This is a genomic window from Curtobacterium sp. PhB136 (genome assembly GCF_004346855.1).
Taxonomy (GTDB): domain Bacteria; phylum Actinomycetota; class Actinomycetes; order Actinomycetales; family Microbacteriaceae; genus Curtobacterium.
Genome location: NZ_SMGH01000005.1, coordinates 286,568 through 305,737, shown reverse-complemented (window position 1 = coordinate 305,737; position 19,170 = coordinate 286,568). Strand labels below are relative to the sequence as shown.

Below are 19,170 nucleotides of genomic sequence, written 5' to 3'. Positions count from 1 at the left end.
CCGTACGATGAGCGACGTGATCGCAGCGGAGCGCACCAACTGGGCCGGCAACGTCACCTACCGGGCGGCCGGACTGGCGCGGCCGACGAGCGTGTCCGAGCTGCAGGAGCTGGTCCGCACGACGCCGCGCCTGACGGCGCTCGGGTCGACGCACTCGTTCAACGAGATCGCCGACACCGACGCGCTCCAGGTGTCGCTCATCGACATGCCCCCGGTGCTCGAGATCGACACGGCCCGACGCGTGGTGCGGGTCGCCGCCGGCATGACGCACGCGCAGGTCGCGGCCGGTCTGGAGGCTCGTGGCTGGGCACTCGGGAACCTCGCGTCCCTGCCGCACATCTCCACGGCCGGGGCCGTCGCCACGGGCACACACGGCTCCGGCACACGGAACCCCTCGCTGGCGCAGGCGGTGGTCGGGCTGGACGTGGTCCGCGCGTCCGGTGCCGTCTCGTCCGTCGGGTCGGACTCCGCCGCGGGACAGCTCGACGCCCACCGGGTGGCACTCGGGGCGCTCGGGATCGTCACCGCGGTGGAGCTCGCGATCGTGCCGACGTTCCAGGTCGCGACCACCGTGCACCTGGACCTGCCGTGGGACGCCGTCGAGGAGCACTTCGACGCCGTGATGTCGGACGCGTACTCGGTGTCGATGTTCACGTCCTTCGACGACCGTGGCGCGCGCCAGGTGTGGACGAAGCACCGCGTGGACGAACCCGCACCGTCGGTCGACCTCGAAGCCCTCGGCGCCCGCCGCGCCACCGAGGCCGTGCACCCGGGCGAGAACGACGCCGCCAGCGTCACCGAACAGGGCGGCGTCCCCGGGCCGTGGTCCGAGCGGCTGCCGCACTTCCGGTCGACCTTCTCACCGTCCACCGGCGCGGAGATCCAGGCGGAGTACCTGGTCCCCGCGGAGTTCGCGGTGCCGGCGCTCCGTGCCCTGCGGCCGCTCGCCGGGCTCTTCGCGCCGCTGCTCATCGCGGCCGAGGTCCGGACCGTCGCGCCGGACACCGCGTGGCTCGCACCGTCGTCGGAGCGGCAGTCGGTGGGGATCCACTTCACCTTCCGGCGGGACGCTCCGGCCGTCGCCGCCGCGGTCCTGCGGATCGAGGAGGCGCTCGAGCCCTTCGACCCGCGGCCGCACTGGGGGAAGGTGTCGGCGGCCACGCCGGCGCGCCTGCACGAGGCGTACCCGCACCTGGCGGCGTTCGCGGCCCTGGCGCGGGAGCTGGACCCGGAGGGCCGCTTCCGCAACCCCTTCCTGGACCGCGTCGTGTCCTGACGGCGCCGACCCGGGCCTCCCGTCCGGTGCCCGCGCGGCGCGCTCCCGCTGCCGTCACCAGCGGGCGAGCGGACTGGTCAGCCGGTGCGGACGAGGGCGTCGCCGATGTCGCTCCGGTAGTACAGGACCGCTCGGCCGTACCGCGTCCGGTTGAGCAGGGCGCTGCGCTCGAGCACGCGCAGGTGCTGGTTCACCGCCGACGTCGACACGCCGAACCGCATCGCGAGGTCCGTCGAGGACGCCGGCTCGCCGAGCGCGTGCAGGAGCGCTGACCGTGTGCCGCCGAGCAGGTCCCGCACGGCGCCCTGGTCGGGGTGCCCCGTGGTCGACCACATCGCGCCCTGCCCGCGTGCCGGGTACATGATCGTCGGCGGGAGGTCGTCGTCGATCGGCGTGGAGGCCCGGACGACGAACATCGACGGCACCAGGGTGACGCCCTCGCCCTGCACCGGACGGTCGCGGGCGATCGGGCTCGACAGGCGGACGTCGAGGTGCCGGCCGTCGAACCGGACGGCGTCGGACAGTCCGCGGAGCACGGCTCCGATGCCCTCGTGCGCTGCGAGGCGGCCGCGGTGGGTGATGTCGGACTGCATGACGGCGCGCATCCGGAGCCAGGACGGGGCGAAGCAGAGCTCCCACGCGGTGGCGAGCGCGCGCTGGAGCCGTTCGACGACCGCCTCGTGTCGCCCGGCGAACACGGCGGGCACGGTGCCGTGCACCCGTTCGAGGTCGGCGTGCAGCCGGGTGCGGGAGATCCGGCCGAGCGTGACCAGTTCGTCGTCGAACGAGGTCAGGGGAGACGCCGGCCGGGGGTTCACGAAGTCGGCGACCCAGCGTCGTTCGTCGACCAGCCCGAGCAGGACCTCGTCGTCGAGGAGCGGGCGGACCGCGGCGATGCCGTCGAGCCACCGACGTTGCAGCGGGTAGCGGTCGGGTGCGCGGAACGCCCGGAGTCCGAGGCCGAGCTCGGAGAGCGGCGAGATGCCGAACCGGATCGTCGACACGTCCGACGCCTCGAGCTGGTAGCGGATCATGAAGCCCGAGGCTACATCCATTGGGGCCGGCCACGCGGCAGGGCAGAAATGGACCATGAGCACCACCGCCGTCCCGATCCGCCGTCTCGTCCAGCAGGACGCCACGCTCCGACGTCTGTTGGCCGTCACGCTCGTGGACACGGTCGGACGTGGCGCGTTCTTCACGCTGACCTCGCTCTACCTCACGACGATCGTCGGCATCCCCGCGGTGGCGGTGGGGCTCGGACTGACGGTCGCCGGCGCGGTCGGGGTGATCAGCTCGCTCGGGTTCGGGCACCTCGCGGACCGGTGGAGCTCCCGCCGGATGCTCGTCGGGCTGCACCTCGTCCAGGGCCTCGCGCTCGTCGGGTACGTGCTCGTCCACGACCTGCCGACGCTGGTGCTCACGGCGTCCGTCGTGACCCTTGCACAGCAGGGCGGTTCGTCGGTCCGGTCGGCCGCGATCGGCCGGGCGTTCCCGGGCGGCGAGCGCGTCCGGGTCCGCGCGACGATGCGGACCGTGACGAACATCGGGATCGCTGCGGGGACGGCGTTCGCAGCGATCCCGCTCGCGGTCGGGACGGGGGAGGCGTACCGGGTGACGATGGTGGCCGCCGGCGTGCTCTTCGTCGCGTCGGCGTTCCTGCTGCTCGGGCTGCCGGCGGTCCGGGTGGACGCCGCACCGACCGAGCGCACCGAGACGGGCTCGATCGTCCGGCCGGACCTCGGCGGGCGGTCGCCGTACCGGGACATCCGCTTCCTCGGCGTCACGGCGCTGACCGGGGTGTTCGGCATCCAGTTCGGCCTGTTCGAGGTCGCCGTCCCGCTCTGGGTCGTCGGGCACACCGTTGCTCCCGACGTCCTCGTCTCGCCGCTGCTCCTCGTGAACACCGCGGTGGTCATCGCGCTGCAGGTCCGGATGGCGCGCGGCACCGGGACGATCGCGGGCGCCGGTCGGGCGATGCGGCACGCCGGGTGGTTGATGGCGCTGGCGTGCCTGCTCTGGGCGGCCGCCGGCTGGGTTCGAGGAGACGACTGGACGGCGGCTGCGGTCGCCGGAGCAGTGCTGGTGGTCGCTGCGCTGGTGCACTCGCTCGCGGAGATCACGTCGAGTGCCGCCGGATGGAGTCTCAGTTTCGAGATGGCGCCGGCCGACCGGGTCGGGGCCTACCAGGGCGTGTACGGCACCGGGTACGCGATGGGCGCGATGGTGGCGCCGGCGGTCGTCACGCTCACCGCGATCGACCTCGGGACGCTCGGATGGGCGGTGCTCGCGGTGGTGTTCCTGGGTGCGGCACTGGGGACTGCGGCCATCGCGCGACGCGCCGCGCCGGAACACAGCGTGCCGATCGGGAATGCCCAGCCGTAACAGACGACTTGGATTGTTTCGTCGTGCGTCCCGCCGGTGTGCCCGGTGTCCGGGCCCGGTGCCAGGATGGACGCCGCCAGAGCAGCACGGCCGAGCACGCGAACCGAGCAGCACGGCACAGCACTGCAGCACAGCACCGCAGCACAGCACCGCAGCACAGCACCGCAGCACCAACCCCACGAGGAGCACCCCCGTCATGAGACGCCCGAAGCGCCTGACCATCACCGCGGCCGTGGCCGCAGCAGCAGCCCTGGTCCTGACGGGCTGCTCGGGCGGCGGAGCCTCGGACGACGCCACGAGCGCGACGTCCAAGGGTGGGACGCTCAACATCCTGACGACGGCCACCGCGGTGCACCTCGACCCGGCGACCAGCCAGAACCTCAACATCACGACGCTCGGCCTGGTGCTCCGCCGCCTGACAGCCTGGGACGTCGAGCCCGGCAAGACCGCCAAGGTGGTCCCGGACCTCGCGACGAACACCGGCGACTCGAGCGACGGCGGCAAGACCTGGACCTACCACCTCAAGAAGGGGCTGAAGTTCCAGGACGGCTCGGCGATCACCACGAAGGACATCAAGTGGGGCATCGAGCGCTCGTTCGCGCCGACCCTCACCGGTGGCCTGAGCTACCACAAGTCGCTCCTCGTCGGCGGTGACACCTACAAGGGCCCGTTCGACGGCAAGACGCTCGACAGCATCGAGACCCCGGACGACTCGACCATCGTCTTCAAGCTGAACGCGGCGTACGGCGACTGGCCGTGGCTCGTGTCGATGCCCGCGTTCGCCCCGGTCCCCGAGGGCGACGGCACGGACACCGGCGCCTACGACGCCAAGCCCGTCGCGAGCGGCCCGTACCAGGTGCAGTCGAACCAGCAGGGCTCGCAGATCACCCTGGTCCGGAACAAGTCGTGGAGCGCGAAGACCGATTCGGTCCGCACCGCCGGTCCCTCGAAGGTCGTGTTCAAGGAGTCGCAGGACCCCTCGACGGTGACCCAGACGCTCATCGCCGACAACGGCGACGCGAAGGACTCCTTCGGCGCCACCTACCTCGGCGCGGCCGAACTGAACCAGGTGCGCTCGAACCCGTCCGCGCAGGACCGCCTCGCCACGTCGAAGGCCGGCCCGATCCAGTACATGGCCATCAACACGCAGAAGGGGTCACTCAAGGACCTCAAGGTGCGCCAGGCCCTGCAGTACGCCGTGGACAAGAAGTCGTACCGGATCGCCGCGGGCGGTGCGCTCGCCGGCACCTACGCGTCGACGCTGATCACGCCGGGCATCGCCGGGCGGCAGGACTACGACCTCTACGAGACGAAGGCCACCGGCGACGTCGCCAAGGCGAAGTCGCTCCTGCAGCAGGCCGGCGCGACCGACCTGAAGCTGACGCTCCTGACGCCGAACGACCCCTCGTCGCTCGCCGAGTCCCAGGCGCTGCAGTCCGGCCTGAAGCGCGCCGGCATCACGGTCACGCTGAAGCCGGAGGACTCCGACTCGTTCTACACCGACGCGACGAACGGCAGCGACTACGACCTCGCACTGTTCGGCTGGCAGCCGGACTTCCCGAGCGCGAACGCCAACATCCAGCCGCTCTACGCCTCGTCGCAGGTCGGTGACGGCGGCTACAACGTCTCGCAGTACAGCAACCCGGACGTCGACAAGCTGATCGACGAGGCCACCGGAACGGTCGACCAGGACGCCGCGCAGAAGCTCTGGGCGCAGGCGGACAAGAAGATCATGGAGGACGCTCCGGTCGTCCCGCTGATCTACGCGAAGCAGTCGTTCCTCGCCGGGTCGAACGTGCAGGACTTCCAGATCGCGGACTTCCCGGCGTACCCGAACTACCTCAAGGTCTCGCTCGGCAAGTGACGGATCCGATCCTGCAGGTCGAGGGGCTCCGCGTCGCGTTCGGCGACGCGGAGCCCGTCGTCCGTGACGTCTCCTTCGACCTGACGCCCGGTCGGGTGCTCGCCCTGGTGGGGGAGTCCGGCTCGGGCAAGTCCGTCAGCGCCATGAGCGTGCTCGGGCTGCTGCCGCCGCAGGCCCGGGTCTCCGGCAGTGTGCGGTTCCGCGGCGCCGAGCTCGTCGGAGCGTCGGTGGACGAGCTCCGAGCGGTCCGCGGGGCGGGCATCGGCGTGGTCTTCCAGGAGCCGATGAACTCGTTCACGCCGGTCCTGTCGATCGGCACGCAGATCGCCGAGGCGGTCCGGGCGCACCCCAGGGGGCTCGACCGCGCCGGGGTGTCCGCTCGCATCGACGAGCTGTTGCGTTCCGCCGGCCTCGCCGACCCGGCGCGGATCCGGAAGGCGTACCCGCACGAGCTTTCCGGTGGGCAGCTCCAGCGCGCGATGATCGCGATGGCGCTCGCCGGTGACCCGGTCGCGCTGATCGCGGACGAGCCGACGACGGCACTCGACGTGACCGTGCAGGCCGGCATCCTCGACCTGTTGCGGACGCTCTGCCGGGAGCGTGACCTCGCCGTCCTCCTCATCACGCACGACATGGGCGTGGTCGCGGACGTCGCGGACGAGGTCCTGGTGATGCGTCGGGGCGAGCCCGTCGAGCACGGTGCGGTGGACGCGCTGTTCGCGGCGCCGCAGGCCGCGTACACGCGCGCACTGCTGGCGGCCGTTCCCAGCCTGGAGGCTCGGCATGCGTCCGCAGGGTCGGTGACGGCGCTCGATGCGGCCGGTCCGCAGGGCCCCGCCTCCGTTGCGGACGCCAGCCCAGCCTCCCGTCCGGTGGTCGCCCGTCTGCGCGACGTGAGCGTCCGCTACGACCGTCGGGGAGCACCCACCGTCTCCGGGATCGACTTCGAGCTCCGCGCCGGCGAGACCCTCGGGCTCGTGGGGGAGTCCGGCTCCGGCAAGTCCACGATCGGGCGGGCGCTCGCCGGCCTGGTGCCGGTCGTCGGCGGCTCGGTCGAGGTGGACGGCAGCGACCTCCGGACCGCCCGCGGACGACGGCTGCGCGAGATCCGAAGCCGCGTCGGCATCGTGTTCCAGGACCCGGCGTCCTCGCTCAACCCGCGGCAGACCATCGGGTGGAGCATCGCGGAGCCGCTGCTCGTGCACGGCTCGTCGTCGGCCGACCGCGGCGTGCGGGTGCGCGACCTGCTCGAGGCCGTGCAGCTCGACCCGACCTGGGTCGAACGCTTCCCGCACGAGCTCTCCGGCGGACAGCGCCAGCGCGTTGCCGTCGCGCGGGCACTGGCCCTGCGGCCCGCACTCGTCATCGCCGACGAGCCGACGTCCGCGCTCGACGTGACCGTGCAGGCCGCCGTGCTCGACCTGCTCTCGGCGCTGCAGGACGAGTTCGGGTTCGGCATGCTGCTCATCAGCCACGACCTGGCGGTGGTCCGCCAGCTCGCCGACGAGGTCGTCGTCCTGCACGACGGCCGCGTCGTCGAACGGGGCGTCACGTCGACCGTGTTGGACGACCCGCAGGAGGACTACACGCGCATGCTGCTCGCCGCCGCTCCCGTGGCCGACCCCGCCCGCCAGGCCGAACGCCGGGATGCGTGGCGCGAGCTCGTCGGAGGTGCCTCGTGACCGCGAACGTCGTCGACCGGCCCGTCGCCGCGTCGGCGGGACGCTCGACCGGCTTCCGCGCCGTCGTCCGGCGCGTCCGCCAGGACCGCTGGGCCGTCGTCTCGGCGATCGTCATCGTGGTCTTCCTCGTCGTCGCCGTGTTCGCGCCGGTGATCGCCGCGATCAGCGGACAGGACCCGTACGGGTACAACATCAACGCGCTCAACTCGTTCGGAGCGCCCAAGGGTGCGCTCGGCGGGGTGAGCGGGACGCACTGGTTCGGGGTCGAGCCGCTGACCGGCCGCGACCTGTTCGCGATCGTGACGTACGGCGCGCGGACCTCGCTCGGGATCGGGCTCGCGGCCACCGCGATGTCGATCGTGATCGGCGTGCTCGTCGGCGTCACGACCGGGTTCTTCGGCGGCTGGTACGACCGCGTGCTCTCGCGAGTGGTGGACGTGATGTTCGGCTTCCCGTCGCTGGTCTTCATGATCGCGCTCACCGCGATCGTGCCGACGTCGTTCCCGAAGCCGCTGCTCGTCGTCCTGGTCATCGGGTTCTTCGGCTGGCCGTCCGTCGCGCGCGTGATCCGCGGCCAGACGCTGTCGCTGCGCACCCGGAACTACGTCGTCGCGTCCACCGCGCTCGGCGCCGGACGCTGGCACGTGATCCGGACGCAGCTGCTGCCGAACCTGGCGGCGACGATCACCGTCTACGCGACGATCTCGATCCCGTCGATGATCGGTGCCGAGGCCGCCCTGTCGTTCCTGGCCGTCGGCGTCACACCGCCGACGCCGTCCTGGGGCCGGAGCATCGGCGACGCGATCGGCTGGGTGCAGACCGACCCGATGTACCTCGTCTTCCCCGGCGCCGCGCTGTTCCTGATCACCCTGGCGTTCAACGTCCTCGGCGACGCCCTCCGCGACGCGCTCGACCCCCGAGGAGGCTCCCGGTGAGCACGCTCCGATTCCTGCTCGTCCGCGTGCTCGGAGCCGTCGTCGTGCTGCTCGTCGTCGCCGCGGTGACGTACGCCCTGTTCATGCTGCTGCCGACGAACCCCGCGCGGGCGATCTGTGACAAGCCCTGCACGCCCGACCGGTTGCGCGAGGTGCAGGCGTTCCTCGGTACCGACAAGCCGTGGATCGCGCAGTTCCTGGCGTACCTCGGCGGCATCTTCACCGGGCGGAGCTTCGGCAGCGGCGTCTCCGCGATCCAGTGCGCGGCACCGTGCTTCGGGTACTCCTTCCAGCTGCACGAGAGCGTGACCTCCCTCATCGTCACGCGCCTGCCCGTCACCGCCTCGATCGCGATCGGGGCGGCCGTGCTGTGGCTCGTCGCGGGCGTCGCCGGGGGAGCGGCCTCGGCACTCCGCCGTGGTTCCGCGCTCGACCGCACCGTGATGGGCATCGCCGTCGCGGGCGTCTCCGCACCGTCCTACCTGGTCGGGCTCCTCGGCATCCTGCTGTTCGGGTTCGTCCTCGGGATCCTGCCGACGAGCGGGTACGTGCCGTTCACCGAGGACCCCGTCGGATGGCTGACGCACCTGATCCTGCCGTGGTGCGTGCTCGCGTTCATCAGCGCGGCGATCTACGCCAGGCTGACCCGCGGCGAGATGCTCGAGGCGATGTCGCAGGACTTCGTCCGGACCGCCCGCGCGAAGGGCATCCGCGAACGCCAGGTGGTCATGCGGCACGGCCTCCGGACGGCGATCCTGCCCGTGGTGACGCTGTTCGGGCTCGACCTCGGGTCACTGCTCGGCGGGGCGGTCATCACCGAGAAGGTGTTCTCGATGCAGGGCCTCGGGGCACTGCTGATCGACGCGGTGCACACGCTCGACCTGCAGGTCGTCGTGGGGTTCACGCTGTTCTCGGCGTTCCTCGTGGTGACGGCGAACGTCATCGTCGACGTGGTCTACGCGTTCGTCGACCCGCGGGTGCGGCGCCGGGCGTAGGCGCGCGCGGCGCCGATCGGCGCCGCACAACCGAAAACACCCCGAACCACGGGAATCCGTGGTTCGGGGTGCTTTCTGTTGTGCAAAGGCGCGGCGCAGCTGCGCCGAGGCCGCGGCGGCGCAGCCGCCCGCCGCCCCGCGCCTCAGAAGTACGTGATGCCGTGCGGGGTCCGGGCCGGCAGGAGCATCGCGCGGAGCCGCACCGCGACCGCCGGTTCCGCCGCACGCAGCAGCCCCGCCGCCGCGAGCGTCACCGGGGACACCGACCCGAGCAGCAGCGCACCGAGGTCCGCCACGTCGAGCGAGACGTCCGGCGCGTCGGACACCCGCGTGACCGTCCCCACGCCGGACGCCACGTCGAGCCGGTACGTCCCCGCGGCGAACCCGAGCGAGTCCGACACCTCGAGCACGATCGACCCGTCGACGGCGTACGGCCGCGAGCGCAGCGTCGCCGGGACGTCGAGCACCCGGAGCCACACGTGGTCCTCCTCGTGGTCGACGTCGTACGCCCGGTTGTCCCCGAGCGCCGTCACGATCGGGTCGTCGAGCCGCGAGCGGTTGTACTTCACGACGTCGTTGAGGTCGATCGAGAGCAGGAACTCCCAGAGCGAGAGGTAGGCGGCATCGGTCGCGTAGACGAGGTCGACGACTTCGACGGCGGTGTCCTTCCCGTCCTGCTTGACCCGCCACGTGACGTACCCGTCGACGACGTCGGACCCGTCGGCCCGGTGCACGGCGGCCCGGACGTCCTTGGCCTTCTCGCCGTTGCCGGTGAACTCGCCGAAGACCACCGGCCAGGTGCCGGTGTTCCGCACCATCGACCCCGGGGTGCGCTCGTGGAACCGCGCGAAGACGTCCTTCCCGACGCCGTCGGCGAGCCAGGCGAGCGGCACGACGGTCACGGTGCCCGTCGTCGGCGCGAGGAACGGGAGCGCACGGTTCCGGCGGACGCTGACGGCGCGCTCGCGGATCGCGCTGCCGAACCCGAAGCGGCGGTAGATCGTGCCCTCCGACGCGGTGAGGGACGCCATCGCGTAGCCCTCTTCGACCCCGCGGGTGAGCGCGTGCATCATCATCGCGCGGAGGATGCCCCGGCGCCGTTCGGTCGGCCGGACGGTGACCGCGGAAATGGCCTGCGTGTCGACGGAGGACCCGTCGCCCCAGCTGAGCGGCTTGCGGAACCAGGTGAACGTGCCGGCGGGCCAGGTCTCGTCCACGGAACCGGGGAGGGGCTGCCGGACGTACACGCCGAGGAAGGTCTCATGGTCGGCGACGAAGTACGACGCCATCCGCGCAGCGTTCTCCGGTGAGCCGGTGCTCTCGTGGAAGCCCATCGCGACGGCTTCCAGCCAGGCGGCGGTGCGCTCGTCCGGTGCCCCGTCGGCATCGGTGCCGGGGGTGAACTCGCGCAGGTCGAAGCGGTCGGTGAAGTCGTCGTTGATCTGGGCCACGTGCCGACCCTATCGGTGGCGTGTGACGCGCTGCCCTGTCAGGATGCCCACATGGGGGAACGAACGAGACGCGCGGGCCTGGTGCTCGCCGCGCTGACCGCGATGACGCTCTCCGGGTGTGCGGTCCAGGGCGGCCCGGCCGCGCTCGAGACGCCGGGCAGCGCCACACCGGTCAGCACACCGGGTGCCACACCGGGCACGACACCGGGCGGCGCCGGGGACGGGCCGCCGCAGTACTCGCTGAACAAGCGCCACCATGAACGCACCGAGGTCCGTGACGTCGACCGCCCGGCACTCCAGAGCGCCGCGGGCACGGTCCGCCGTGCCCTCGCGGATGCGCCCCGTCCGGTCACCGAGGCGGCAGCGCGCCGGGCACTCGCCGACGCCGGCGCACCCGACCCTTGGCTCGTCGTGGACGCCACCACCGGTGCCGTCCGGTTCGAGGCGCAGGTCGACCAGCACGGCTGCCTGGTCGGCGGCGTCGACGAGGACGGCACGGTCACCGCGGAGCCCGACGGCTTCGTGCTCGACGGCGGCTGCCACGCGCTGGACGGCCACTGAGCCGACACTCGTTCAGCGGCGGCCGAGCACCTGCCGGCCGAAGACCGCGCCGAACCGGCCGACGGATCCGATCGACAGTGCCGAGCCGACGGAGCCGACCGACAGGAACGACCCGACGGACAGCACCGACGCGAACGACCCGATGCTCAGCACCGCGATGCTGCTGAACAGCGCGCCGACGGCGCACCAGGACGCGATCGACGCGATGCTGCGGGACGACGCCATCGCGCCGACCGAGTCGGTGGACGCGACGGAGCGGCTGTGGGACATGGCCTCACCGTACGCGCGGACGGGAGGCCCGGCTCGCCGCCGCCGCTCGGCCGACGGTCCGTCGGCGGCAGGCCCGGCACTCAGTCGGTCGCGCCCGCCGGCGGATCGACGAGCAGGCCGACCCGGTCGACCAGGTAGTCCGCGAGCGGCACCGTCGAACCCGCCGTGGGGGACCAGCGGACGAGCGGCACGTCGTCCTGGACGAGGAGCACCCCGCCGCCGTCGACGAGCGTGTCGTCGAGCGGGATCGGCGTCGCGCCGTGGTTCACCGTGTCCCCGGCGTCGAAGTGTCCACGGACGGCGGCAGCCCGGTACGCCCGTCGGGTCTCGGCGGACACCGACTGGAACTGCGCGCGGCCCGGGTCGGTGACCCGCGTGATGGTGCCCGTCGCCCACACCCGCCCGCCGGTCTCGATCGAGGAACCGATGAGCAGCGCGCCGACCCGCCAGACGCGGCCGAGGGACCGGATCGTCGGTTCGCGGTGGATGCCGAGCACGGCCTTCGGCTGCACGTACTCGCCGAGCGCCTCGTCCGGGGCGCCGGCGGCCCGGAGCCGTCGTGCCGCGTCGTCGAGCAGCTCGCGGGTCCGCGTCACACCGTCCGTCACGACGCCCGAGCCTAGACCGAGTGCGCTCCACGACGCCGGCCACGACGCCGGTCCCGGTCCCGGCCACGGTCACGGTCCCGGGCCCGCGCACGCCGGCGCCGGACCGAGGAGACGACACCGACCGTCACCATGACCGCGCTGTACGCGAGCAGCACGCCCGCGACGGCGGGGATGAGCCAGCTCCGCGAGCCGTTGACGAGCTGGTTGACGTACCCGACCTCGGGGACGCTGTACCAGACGACGCCGCGCACCTGCGCTGCCGTCACCGGCTGCGCATCGGGGGCGGCGTTGTTGTCGCCCTTGAGGACGAACGTGCGGGAGCCGTCGGACGAGGACGCGATCGAGACGACCCGGTGGCTGATCACGGCCGGCTGTCCGGACACGATCTGGTAGGTGACGACGTCCCCGACGTGGATGTCCGCGATCGGCGTGGGGCGCACGACGATCAGCGTGCCCGGGGGCAGCGTCGGCTCCATCGACTGCGTGAGCACGGTCAGCGGCGTCGACCCCGAGGCCTTCGGGATGACGATGAGCACGACCGCCAGTCCGGCGACGAGCAGGAGGAGCCCCGTGCTCGCGCCGAGGACGACCGCGTGCACGACGGCACGCCAGCCGGTACGCCGGGCCGGGGCGGCGGCGGAGGACGTCAGGCGCCGCATCGGATCGCCGCCCCGTCGTTCTGGGTGAAGAGCGTCACGGGGCCGCTGCCGGCGACGGTGGTCGTCGCGGTGCCCGCGCTGTCGATGACCTTCACGGTCACCGTGACGGTGCCGCTCGACGCGACGCTCTTGGGGATGTCCTGCGGCGCGAGGGTGATCCGCGCGGAGTAGTCCTGCGCCTTCTGCCCGACCATCGTGGTGCCGACGAACGCCGCGTACCAGGTGTCCGTCGGACGGGACGACGCCGGCCAGGTGACGTCGACGTAGTTCCCGCTGTGGTCGGTGCACGTGAGCGCTGCCGCCGCGGCGGGCGTGTTGAGGTAGAAGCCGCCCTGCAGGACGCCCGAGGTCCACGTGCCCGCGGTGAGCGTGAGGTTGACGTTGACGTTCGTGGTGGTGGAGGCCGGCGCGGACGAGGTCGGCGTGCTGCGCGTGCACCAGACGGCGCTGGCACCGGCGGCGAGCTTCGACGACATGCTCGGGAGCGATGCCCAGGTGCCCGTGACGGAACCGCTGCCGACGGCCGTCGAGTCGGTGCAGGCCGCAGCCGATGCGACCGGCCACGCGACGACCGTGACCGCCTGTGCCAGAGCGATCGAGCTGCCGGACACGACGGAGACCGTGGTCGAGGTGGTCCCGGCGATCGACCCGGAGTTGGTGAACGTGACCGGCTTCGTCACGGAGGTCACGGTGGACGAGAACGTCGTCGTGATCGCACTCGTGCCGCTGATCGACGCGGAGACCTTGCCGATCGTGACGCTGGACGCCGTCGTGGCGGTGGCAGTCCACAGCGCCCACGCCGCGCTCGACCCGCCGGCGACGAACACCGCGGTGAGGAGTGCGGCGAGGAGCACGCGGAACCGGCGGCTCACGAGGCCACCTGCGTCCCGGTGACGGTGAGCGTGAAGTCGGTGACGGCGCCGGCGACGGACTGGGGGGCGTCGGCGTCCAGGTCGAGCTCGACGCAGCCGATCCCGCTGGCGCCGACGGGGAGGGTGTAGTAGCCGCTGCCCGTGTCGAACGTCGCCACGCGGGCGCTGGCACCGGAGAGTCCGGTCCGGCAGTCCGCGGCGGTCGCGACGACGGACAGCTTCAGGGTCTCCTCACCCAGCACGGTCGCACTGGAGGCGCTGGTCGCGTACGCCACGGTCGTCGCGGTGGTCGCGACCCGCATCGAGAGCGGGACAGTGCCCGTGTTCGCGACGGTGAAGGTCCCGGTCACGCCGGTCCCGGGTGCGAGGACCGCGGTGTTCATCGCCGTCAGCGCACCGACGCGGATGGTGGCCGTCCCGGACTTCACGGTCGACGCCGTGGTGCTCGCCGCGCCGTTCCAGAGGGCGTACGTGCCGCCGGTGCCGACCAGCGCGACGACGACCGCGACGACCAGGGCGAGCACCGTCGGCCAGACCCAGCGCGCGCGGCGGGGTGCGCGGTGGCGCCCCGTCCTCGTCGCTGTCCCGGTCATGCTCGTTCCCCTGGTCGTCGTGGTCGTGTGGGTGGACTCGGCGTGGTGAGCGGATCACCGACCCACCACGCCGAGGCTCAGGACGCGATCGCGGTCTGCGTCAGCGTGAAGGCGAGGGCGCCGACGTTGAGGGTGCCGCCCTGGCCGTTCGTCGCGGAGCTCGGCAGGGAGATCGTGAAGACGACCTTGACGGTGGAGGTGGACGTCGAGGGCGACACCACGAAGGTGTTCGCGTTCGAGGTCGACTGCACGACGGAGGCGCTGGACGACGTGACCGCGAGGGTCTTCGTCGTGGCCGCGAGGAGGGCGGCGTCGCCGGTGATGCTCTGGCTGGCGTAGGTCAGGTTCGCCTTGAGGTCCTGACCGGTCGCGCCGATGTTCAGCGTCTGCGTGAACTGGTACGTGTTGCCCGGGACCATGAGCGCGGTCGTCGGGTTGATCGCGGCGGAACGGCCGTTGGTGATGTCGGTCCAAGCGCCGTCGTTGTTGGCGCTCAGGGTCAGGGTGCCCGAGCTGATCGAGGACGCGGCGCTCGAGGCGCTGGCGTTCCAGAGTGCGAAGGTGCCCGCTCCGCCGAGGAGGAGGGCGACGCCGGCGGCGCCGGCGATGGCACCGGTGACGATCTTGTGCATGGGGGTGTCCGTTTCTGCGCAGGGGGGAGCGCTGAAGGCCACGGGCACGGTGGTTCGGGTTGTCGTGCCGGTGGGACGTTGTCATCGACCCAGTGGTTCGAGGGGTCGCGGCTGACCTGTGCCGGGAGTGGATCGCCGGGCTCCGAGGCTCTGAGCGACTCGGGCGGGCTGGATCCGCTCCGGTATCGAATCTAGCCGGTCCCCCAAAGTGCCGACAAGAGGGAACATGCACTTGCATGGACCCAGTCCGGGGGTGATTTTCGTCCCCGACAGTGCGGACATGGTTTGTACCCCGATTCGAGTACGGGTGCGGCGGAATGCCGGACCGACCCATACGGTTGCATCGACCGGAAACGAGGAGGGACCCATGGGCATCGTGCACTGGCTGTTCGACGCGCAGATCGTCATCGGTGACCAGACGGTGCTCTGGCGCGAGGTGATCGGCAACGTCTTCGGTCTGCTCAGTGCGCTCGGTGGCATGCGCCGGAAGGTCTGGGCGTGGCCGGTCGGCATCATCGGGAACGCCCTGCTCTTCACGGTCTTCATGGGGGCGCTCTTCGACACCCCGAACCCGGTCAACCTGCTCGGTCAGGCCGGTCGCCAGGTCATGTTCGTCATCGTGAGCATCTACGGCTGGTACCGGTGGACGCACCGTCCCGCGGAGGCGACGAGCGTGATCGACCCGCGCTGGGCCTCCTGGCGGACCCGTCTCCTGCTCGTCGTCGCCCTGGTGGGCGGCACCGCGGTGCTGACGCCGATCTTCCGCGCGCTCGGCTCGTACGAGCCGGTCTGGTCCGACGCCTGGATCTTCGTCGGCTCGCTCCTCGCCACCTACGGGATGGCGAAGGGTTGGGTGGAGTTCTGGCTCATCTGGGTGGCCGTCGACCTGGTCGGCGTCCCGCTGCTCTTCTCCGCCGGGTACTACGCGTCCGGACTGATGTACGTTTTCTACGGCGTCTTCACCCTGACCGGCTTCTTCGTCTGGGCGAAGCAGCGCACGAAGCCCCCGGCAGCACCGGTCACCGTCGGCTGAGCATGCCTCAGCGCCGCCGAGCATGATGGGCGCATGAGCGAAGGCGCCTTCGGCACCGGGTGGCGCGTGTACCGCGCACACCGACGGGAGTTCCTGGACCCGGTCCGGCTCCGTTGTCGCACCATCGTCGGCGCGGCCGTCGCGTTCGTCGCGGGCGCGGTCCTCGTCGTCACGGACCTGCCGACGCCCTGGACCGGCAGCACCCTGGCTGCGTCGCTGGTGATGGCGGTCGCCTGGGCCGCGGCGGTCGGCTGTTTCTCGGCGGCGTTCACGCGGTCCGCCGGCCGTGTCCCCGTGCCGTCCGGGCCCCGCCTGGTCGGGTGGCGGCGCTCCGAGCGCATCGGTCGTCAGTTCGCGGCCCGGCCGCCCGAGCTGTTGCCCGAGGACCGGGACGAGGTCCTCGCGAAGGCGGCCGAGACGATCGGACCGGCGATCGGGAGCATCGACCGGTTGCGGTGGGTGCCGCTCGGATGGCTGGCGGTGTGGATCGGAGCGCTCGTCAGCGGCCTGGCATGGCAGTCCGTGATCGCGCTGCTGTTCCCACCCGCGTCCATGCTGCTGCAGGGCGGGGTGTGGATCGCTGCCGTGGTGTGGCTCGGTCGTGCGGAACTGACCCGCCGCCGGGTCGAGGCCACCCCGCCGTACACGCCCCCGCCCCCGAACGGCGCGCGGAACACGGAGCCGCGCGGCTCGAAGCTCGCCCTCCCCGACGCGTGAGCGGCAAGGCGCCGCGCGAGACGCCGCACGCCGCGCGAGACGCCGCCGAAGAGCGAGGCGTCTCGGCAGGACGGCGGCGTCTCGTGCACACGAGGGCGTCTCGCACGCACCAGCGCGCACCGGAACGGGCGCGACTACACCGGCTGGACGGCCCCCGGTCTGGGTCGAGACACCCGCCCGCCGATGGGGTGGGATGGTCCCGTGGAGACCCTCACTGACGACACGATCGTCGACGAACAGACGACCGCGGAGCGCCTCATCAGGGCCGCCATCCGTGCGTACCGCCTGCACCCCTTCAACCAGGTCGACGCCGCCGTGATCGCGGACGTCGCCGGCCTGCCGCTCGACGCCGTCGCGCGGGCGTTCCCCACGTGGGACGCCCTGCTGCTCGTGACCTACGACCACTGGACGACCCTCCGCGGGTCGACCCGGCTCCGGAAGCCGACGTGCACCATCGACCACGTGCGGATGACCCTCGCCGAGGACGTCGCCGACCCGGGCCTGGTCCGGGTCCTCGCGGGCGTGATCAACATCGCCGGTGCGGACACGACCTTCGCGGGACTGTTCCGGAAGCGCTACGAGGAGTACGTCGCCACGCTGACGGCCGGGCTCCAGCGCGACTTCGACCGCGGTGCGGAGGACTTCGTCGTCCCCGCCGACCGCGCTGCGACGCAGCTCCTCGCGCTCTACGAGGGCCTGCAGATCCAGCTGCTCGTGCGCCCGCACCTCGACGTGCTGGCCGAGTACGACCACGCGGTGCACGCCCTCCGCGAGGGTTGGCGCCGCCGCGAGGTCCCCGCGTGGGACCTCGACCTGATCCCGGCGTCGTCGGCCCCGAGGTCACCGGTCCTGGCGGACTGACCCGCCGGACGTGACGGCCGCCACGGGGCCACCCCGTGACGGACGGGAGGCACGGCGCCTGCCCGCACCGTGCCTCCCGTCCGATCCCCGGTCGCGTTCCTACGCGCGCAACCAGGCCGTCCCCACGCCCGCCAGGGCGCCGTCTGCCACCGGAGCCGAGGCGAGCAACAGCTCACCGGCGGGGAGGTCGTAGGGCTCGTCGCCGAACACCGTCACGCTCGTCCAGCCGTTCGGCCGGCGGAACGCGAGGACGTCGTCGCGACCCGTCTCGAGCCACTCGAGGTGCTCCTCGGACTGCAGCTGCCCGCGGAGACCGAGTGCCTTCCGGTACAGGTTCAGCGTCGAGTCCGGGTCGGTGTCCTCGGCCTCGACGGAGGACGCGCCGAACCAGGCCGGCTGCGGCAGGTGCGAGCCGCCGGGGCCGAAGCCGAACGAGGAACCGGTGCGGGTCCACGGGATCGGGACGCGGCAGCCGTCGCGGCCGACGTCGACGCCCGGGTTCCGGAAGAACGCCGGGTCCTGACGGTCGGCGTCGGGGATGTCGCCGACCTCCTGCAGGCCGAGCTCCTCGCCCTGGTACAGGTACGCGGAACCGGGCAGGGCGAGTTCGAGCAGCGTCGCGGCCTTCGCCCGACGGAGCCCGAGGTCCTGGTCGAGGTCGTCCTGCGACCCGCCGGCGAGGAGCCAGGCGCCGCCCTGCTTCTCGGTCGCGCCGTTCCGAGCGGGGAGCGCGTAGCGGGTGGCGTGCCGGACGACGTCGTGGTTGGAGAACACCCACGTCGTCGACGAGCCGGACTGCTCGGCGAGGCCGAGGTTGAACTCGATGATGCTGCGGAACGACCCGGCGTCGAAGTCGGCCTCGAGGAGGTCGAAGTTGAACGCCTGCCCGAGCCCGTCGGCGCTCGCGTAGCGGGCGCGGCGGTCCGCGGCGACCCACGCCTCGGCGACGGCGGTGCGTGCCGGCGTGTACTCGTCGAACACCTTCCGCCACTCGGCGTAGATCTCGTGGACGTCGTCCCGGTCCCAGAGCGGGTGCGTGCCGTCCTTCGGCAGTTCGGCGAGCTCCGCCCAGGTCGGCAGCACCTCGCCGAGGTCCTTCGCGAGCCCGTGCGCGACGTCGATGCGGAAGCCGTCGACCCCGCGGTCGGACCAGAAGCGCAACGTGTGCAGGAAGTCGTCGCGGACCTCGCGGTTCGCCCAGTTCAGGTCGGGCTGCTCCTTCGCGAAGGAGTGCAGGTACCACTGGCCGTCGCCCGCGGCGGTCCAGGCCGGGCCGCCGAAGATCGAGATCCAGTCGGCGGGCGCCTCGCTCTTGTCCGGACCGGTGCCGTCGCGGAAGACGTACCGGTCGCGGGCGGGGGACCCGGCCGGGCTGGCGAGGGCCTCGCGGAACCACGCGTGCCGGTCGCTCGTGTGGTTCGGGACGATGTCGACGATCACCCGGATGCCGGCGCCGTGCAGGGCCTCGACCATCGCGTCGAAGTCGTCGAGGGTCCCGAGCTTCGGGTCCACGTCGCGGTAGTCGTCCACGTCGTAGCCGCCGTCGGCGAGGGCGGACGGGTAGAACGGGCTGAGCCACACCGCCTCGACGCCGAGCGACGCCAGGTACGGCAGGCGCTCGGTGATGCCGCGCAGGTCACCGATCCCGTCACCGTTCGCGTCCGCGAAGGAGCGGGGGTAGATCTGGTAGACGCTCGCCTGTCGCCACCAGGTCTCGTCGGTGGCGGTGGTCGCGGTGGCCGGCTGGGCCAGGATGTCGGTCATGGGGTCCTCTCGGGG

General features: G+C 72.2%; 19 protein-coding genes. 10 read left to right on the top strand and 9 right to left on the bottom strand.

Features of this window, described 5'->3' with window-relative positions:
- Window positions 1-7 precede the first annotated feature (7 nt).
- Window positions 8-1,276, top strand: a complete 1,269-nt coding sequence (locus EDF27_RS07830; protein WP_132048071.1) for a D-arabinono-1,4-lactone oxidase — start codon at window positions 8-10, stop codon at window positions 1,274-1,276.
- A 77-nt stretch (window positions 1,277-1,353) separates the two neighbouring features.
- On the opposite strand, the gene EDF27_RS07825 is transcribed toward EDF27_RS07830, so the two are convergent.
- Window positions 1,354-2,310, bottom strand: coding sequence for a DUF5937 family protein (locus tag EDF27_RS07825; protein WP_132048069.1), 957 nt, complete (start codon window positions 2,308-2,310; stop codon window positions 1,354-1,356).
- A gap of 55 nt (window positions 2,311-2,365) precedes the next feature.
- Between EDF27_RS07825 and EDF27_RS07820 the strand changes: the two genes are divergently transcribed.
- The 5 genes from EDF27_RS07820 (at window position 2,366) to EDF27_RS07800 (ending at window position 9,134) form a co-directional block, all read left to right on the top strand.
- Window positions 2,366-3,658: an MFS transporter gene (locus EDF27_RS07820; RefSeq protein ID WP_165931397.1), complete on the top strand. Its 1,293-nt coding sequence runs from the start codon at window positions 2,366-2,368 to the stop codon at window positions 3,656-3,658.
- Window positions 3,659-3,854: 196 nt separating this feature from the next.
- A complete protein-coding gene (locus EDF27_RS07815; RefSeq protein ID WP_123655686.1) occupies window positions 3,855-5,522 on the top strand; it encodes an ABC transporter substrate-binding protein in 1,668 nt (555 codons plus the stop codon).
- Complete coding sequence (locus tag EDF27_RS07810; RefSeq protein ID WP_132048065.1) at window positions 5,519-7,204, top strand: dipeptide ABC transporter ATP-binding protein; 1,686 nt, start codon at window positions 5,519-5,521, stop codon at window positions 7,202-7,204. The genes EDF27_RS07815 and EDF27_RS07810 overlap by 4 nt, the downstream gene beginning before the upstream one ends.
- Window positions 7,201-8,139, top strand: coding sequence for an ABC transporter permease (locus tag EDF27_RS07805; RefSeq protein ID WP_123655684.1), 939 nt, complete (start codon window positions 7,201-7,203; stop codon window positions 8,137-8,139). Before EDF27_RS07810 ends, EDF27_RS07805 begins: the two co-directional genes overlap by 4 nt.
- The gene (locus EDF27_RS07800) at window positions 8,136-9,134 is read left to right on the top strand and encodes an ABC transporter permease (protein ID WP_132048063.1); all 999 of its coding nucleotides are present in this window, start codon (window positions 8,136-8,138) and stop codon (window positions 9,132-9,134) included. The genes EDF27_RS07805 and EDF27_RS07800 overlap by 4 nt, the downstream gene beginning before the upstream one ends.
- A 143-nt stretch (window positions 9,135-9,277) precedes the next feature.
- On the opposite strand, the gene EDF27_RS07795 is transcribed toward EDF27_RS07800, so the two are convergent.
- Complete coding sequence (locus tag EDF27_RS07795) at window positions 9,278-10,585, bottom strand: GNAT family N-acetyltransferase (RefSeq protein WP_132048061.1); 1,308 nt, start codon at window positions 10,583-10,585, stop codon at window positions 9,278-9,280.
- A gap of 51 nt (window positions 10,586-10,636) precedes the next feature.
- Here EDF27_RS07795 and EDF27_RS07790 point away from each other — a divergent pair, with 51 nt between their 5' ends.
- Entirely contained in the window at window positions 10,637-11,146 is a 510-nt protein-coding gene (locus EDF27_RS07790) for a hypothetical protein (RefSeq protein WP_132048059.1), read from the top strand.
- Window positions 11,147-11,158: 12 nt separating this feature from the next.
- Here EDF27_RS07790 and EDF27_RS07785 read toward each other — a convergent pair whose 3' ends face one another.
- From EDF27_RS07785 to EDF27_RS07760, 6 genes are all read right to left on the bottom strand, one after another.
- Window positions 11,159-11,416: a hypothetical protein gene (locus tag EDF27_RS07785; protein WP_132048057.1), complete on the bottom strand. Its 258-nt coding sequence runs from the start codon at window positions 11,414-11,416 to the stop codon at window positions 11,159-11,161.
- 80 nt (window positions 11,417-11,496) lie between these two features.
- Window positions 11,497-12,024 (bottom strand): hypothetical protein, encoded by a 528-nt coding sequence (locus tag EDF27_RS07780; RefSeq protein ID WP_132048055.1) that lies wholly within the window; start codon window positions 12,022-12,024, stop codon window positions 11,497-11,499.
- Window positions 12,025-12,035: 11 nt separating this feature from the next.
- On the bottom strand, window positions 12,036-12,683 hold the full coding sequence (locus EDF27_RS07775) for a signal peptidase I (protein ID WP_132048053.1): 648 nt from the start codon (window positions 12,681-12,683) through the stop codon (window positions 12,036-12,038).
- Window positions 12,671-13,555, bottom strand: a complete 885-nt coding sequence (locus EDF27_RS07770; RefSeq protein WP_132048051.1) for a hypothetical protein — start codon at window positions 13,553-13,555, stop codon at window positions 12,671-12,673. Before EDF27_RS07770 ends, EDF27_RS07775 begins: the two co-directional genes overlap by 13 nt.
- Complete coding sequence (locus tag EDF27_RS07765; protein WP_132048049.1) at window positions 13,552-14,148, bottom strand: TasA family protein; 597 nt, start codon at window positions 14,146-14,148, stop codon at window positions 13,552-13,554. The genes EDF27_RS07770 and EDF27_RS07765 overlap by 4 nt, the downstream gene beginning before the upstream one ends.
- Window positions 14,149-14,225: 77 nt before the next feature.
- A complete protein-coding gene (locus EDF27_RS07760) occupies window positions 14,226-14,780 on the bottom strand; it encodes an alternate-type signal peptide domain-containing protein (RefSeq protein WP_132048048.1) in 555 nt (184 codons plus the stop codon).
- 367 nt (window positions 14,781-15,147) lie between these two features.
- Here EDF27_RS07760 and pnuC point away from each other — a divergent pair, with 367 nt between their 5' ends.
- The 3 genes from pnuC to EDF27_RS07745 all read left to right on the top strand — a co-directional run bounded on the left by pnuC (window position 15,148) and on the right by EDF27_RS07745 (window position 17,391).
- The gene (pnuC, locus tag EDF27_RS07755) at window positions 15,148-15,813 is read left to right on the top strand and encodes a nicotinamide riboside transporter PnuC (protein ID WP_123702002.1); all 666 of its coding nucleotides are present in this window, start codon (window positions 15,148-15,150) and stop codon (window positions 15,811-15,813) included.
- Window positions 15,814-15,846: 33 nt separating this feature from the next.
- The gene (locus EDF27_RS07750) at window positions 15,847-16,530 is read left to right on the top strand and encodes a hypothetical protein (RefSeq protein WP_132048046.1); all 684 of its coding nucleotides are present in this window, start codon (window positions 15,847-15,849) and stop codon (window positions 16,528-16,530) included.
- A gap of 201 nt (window positions 16,531-16,731) precedes the next feature.
- On the top strand, window positions 16,732-17,391 hold the full coding sequence (locus EDF27_RS07745) for a hypothetical protein (protein ID WP_123655672.1): 660 nt from the start codon (window positions 16,732-16,734) through the stop codon (window positions 17,389-17,391).
- 99 nt (window positions 17,392-17,490) lie between these two features.
- Here EDF27_RS07745 and EDF27_RS07740 read toward each other — a convergent pair whose 3' ends face one another.
- A complete protein-coding gene (locus EDF27_RS07740; protein WP_132048044.1) occupies window positions 17,491-19,155 on the bottom strand; it encodes a glycoside hydrolase family 13 protein in 1,665 nt (554 codons plus the stop codon).
- Between the last annotated feature and the right edge of the window lie 15 nt (window positions 19,156-19,170).

What these genes read in the sequence shown, in the direction of transcription:
- EDF27_RS07830 (WP_132048071.1), top strand. Translation starts at nt 8, where the DNA reads ATGAGCGACGTGATCGCAGCGGAGCGCACCAACTGGGCCGGCAACGTC.
- EDF27_RS07825 (WP_132048069.1), bottom strand. Translation starts at nt 2,310, where the DNA reads ATGATCCGCTACCAGCTCGAGGCGTCGGACGTGTCGACGATCCGGTTC.
- EDF27_RS07820 (WP_165931397.1), top strand. Translation starts at nt 2,366, where the DNA reads ATGAGCACCACCGCCGTCCCGATCCGCCGTCTCGTCCAGCAGGACGCC.
- EDF27_RS07815 (WP_123655686.1), top strand. Translation starts at nt 3,855, where the DNA reads ATGAGACGCCCGAAGCGCCTGACCATCACCGCGGCCGTGGCCGCAGCA.
- EDF27_RS07790 (WP_132048059.1), top strand. Translation starts at nt 10,637, where the DNA reads ATGGGGGAACGAACGAGACGCGCGGGCCTGGTGCTCGCCGCGCTGACC.
- EDF27_RS07785 (WP_132048057.1), bottom strand. Translation starts at nt 11,416, where the DNA reads ATGTCCCACAGCCGCTCCGTCGCGTCCACCGACTCGGTCGGCGCGATG.
- EDF27_RS07775 (WP_132048053.1), bottom strand. Translation starts at nt 12,683, where the DNA reads ATGCGGCGCCTGACGTCCTCCGCCGCCGCCCCGGCCCGGCGTACCGGC.
- EDF27_RS07765 (WP_132048049.1), bottom strand. Translation starts at nt 14,148, where the DNA reads ATGACCGGGACAGCGACGAGGACGGGGCGCCACCGCGCACCCCGCCGC.
- EDF27_RS07760 (WP_132048048.1), bottom strand. Translation starts at nt 14,780, where the DNA reads ATGCACAAGATCGTCACCGGTGCCATCGCCGGCGCCGCCGGCGTCGCC.
- pnuC (WP_123702002.1), top strand. Translation starts at nt 15,148, where the DNA reads ATGGGCATCGTGCACTGGCTGTTCGACGCGCAGATCGTCATCGGTGAC.
- EDF27_RS07750 (WP_132048046.1), top strand. Translation starts at nt 15,847, where the DNA reads ATGAGCGAAGGCGCCTTCGGCACCGGGTGGCGCGTGTACCGCGCACAC.
- EDF27_RS07740 (WP_132048044.1), bottom strand. Translation starts at nt 19,155, where the DNA reads ATGACCGACATCCTGGCCCAGCCGGCCACCGCGACCACCGCCACCGAC.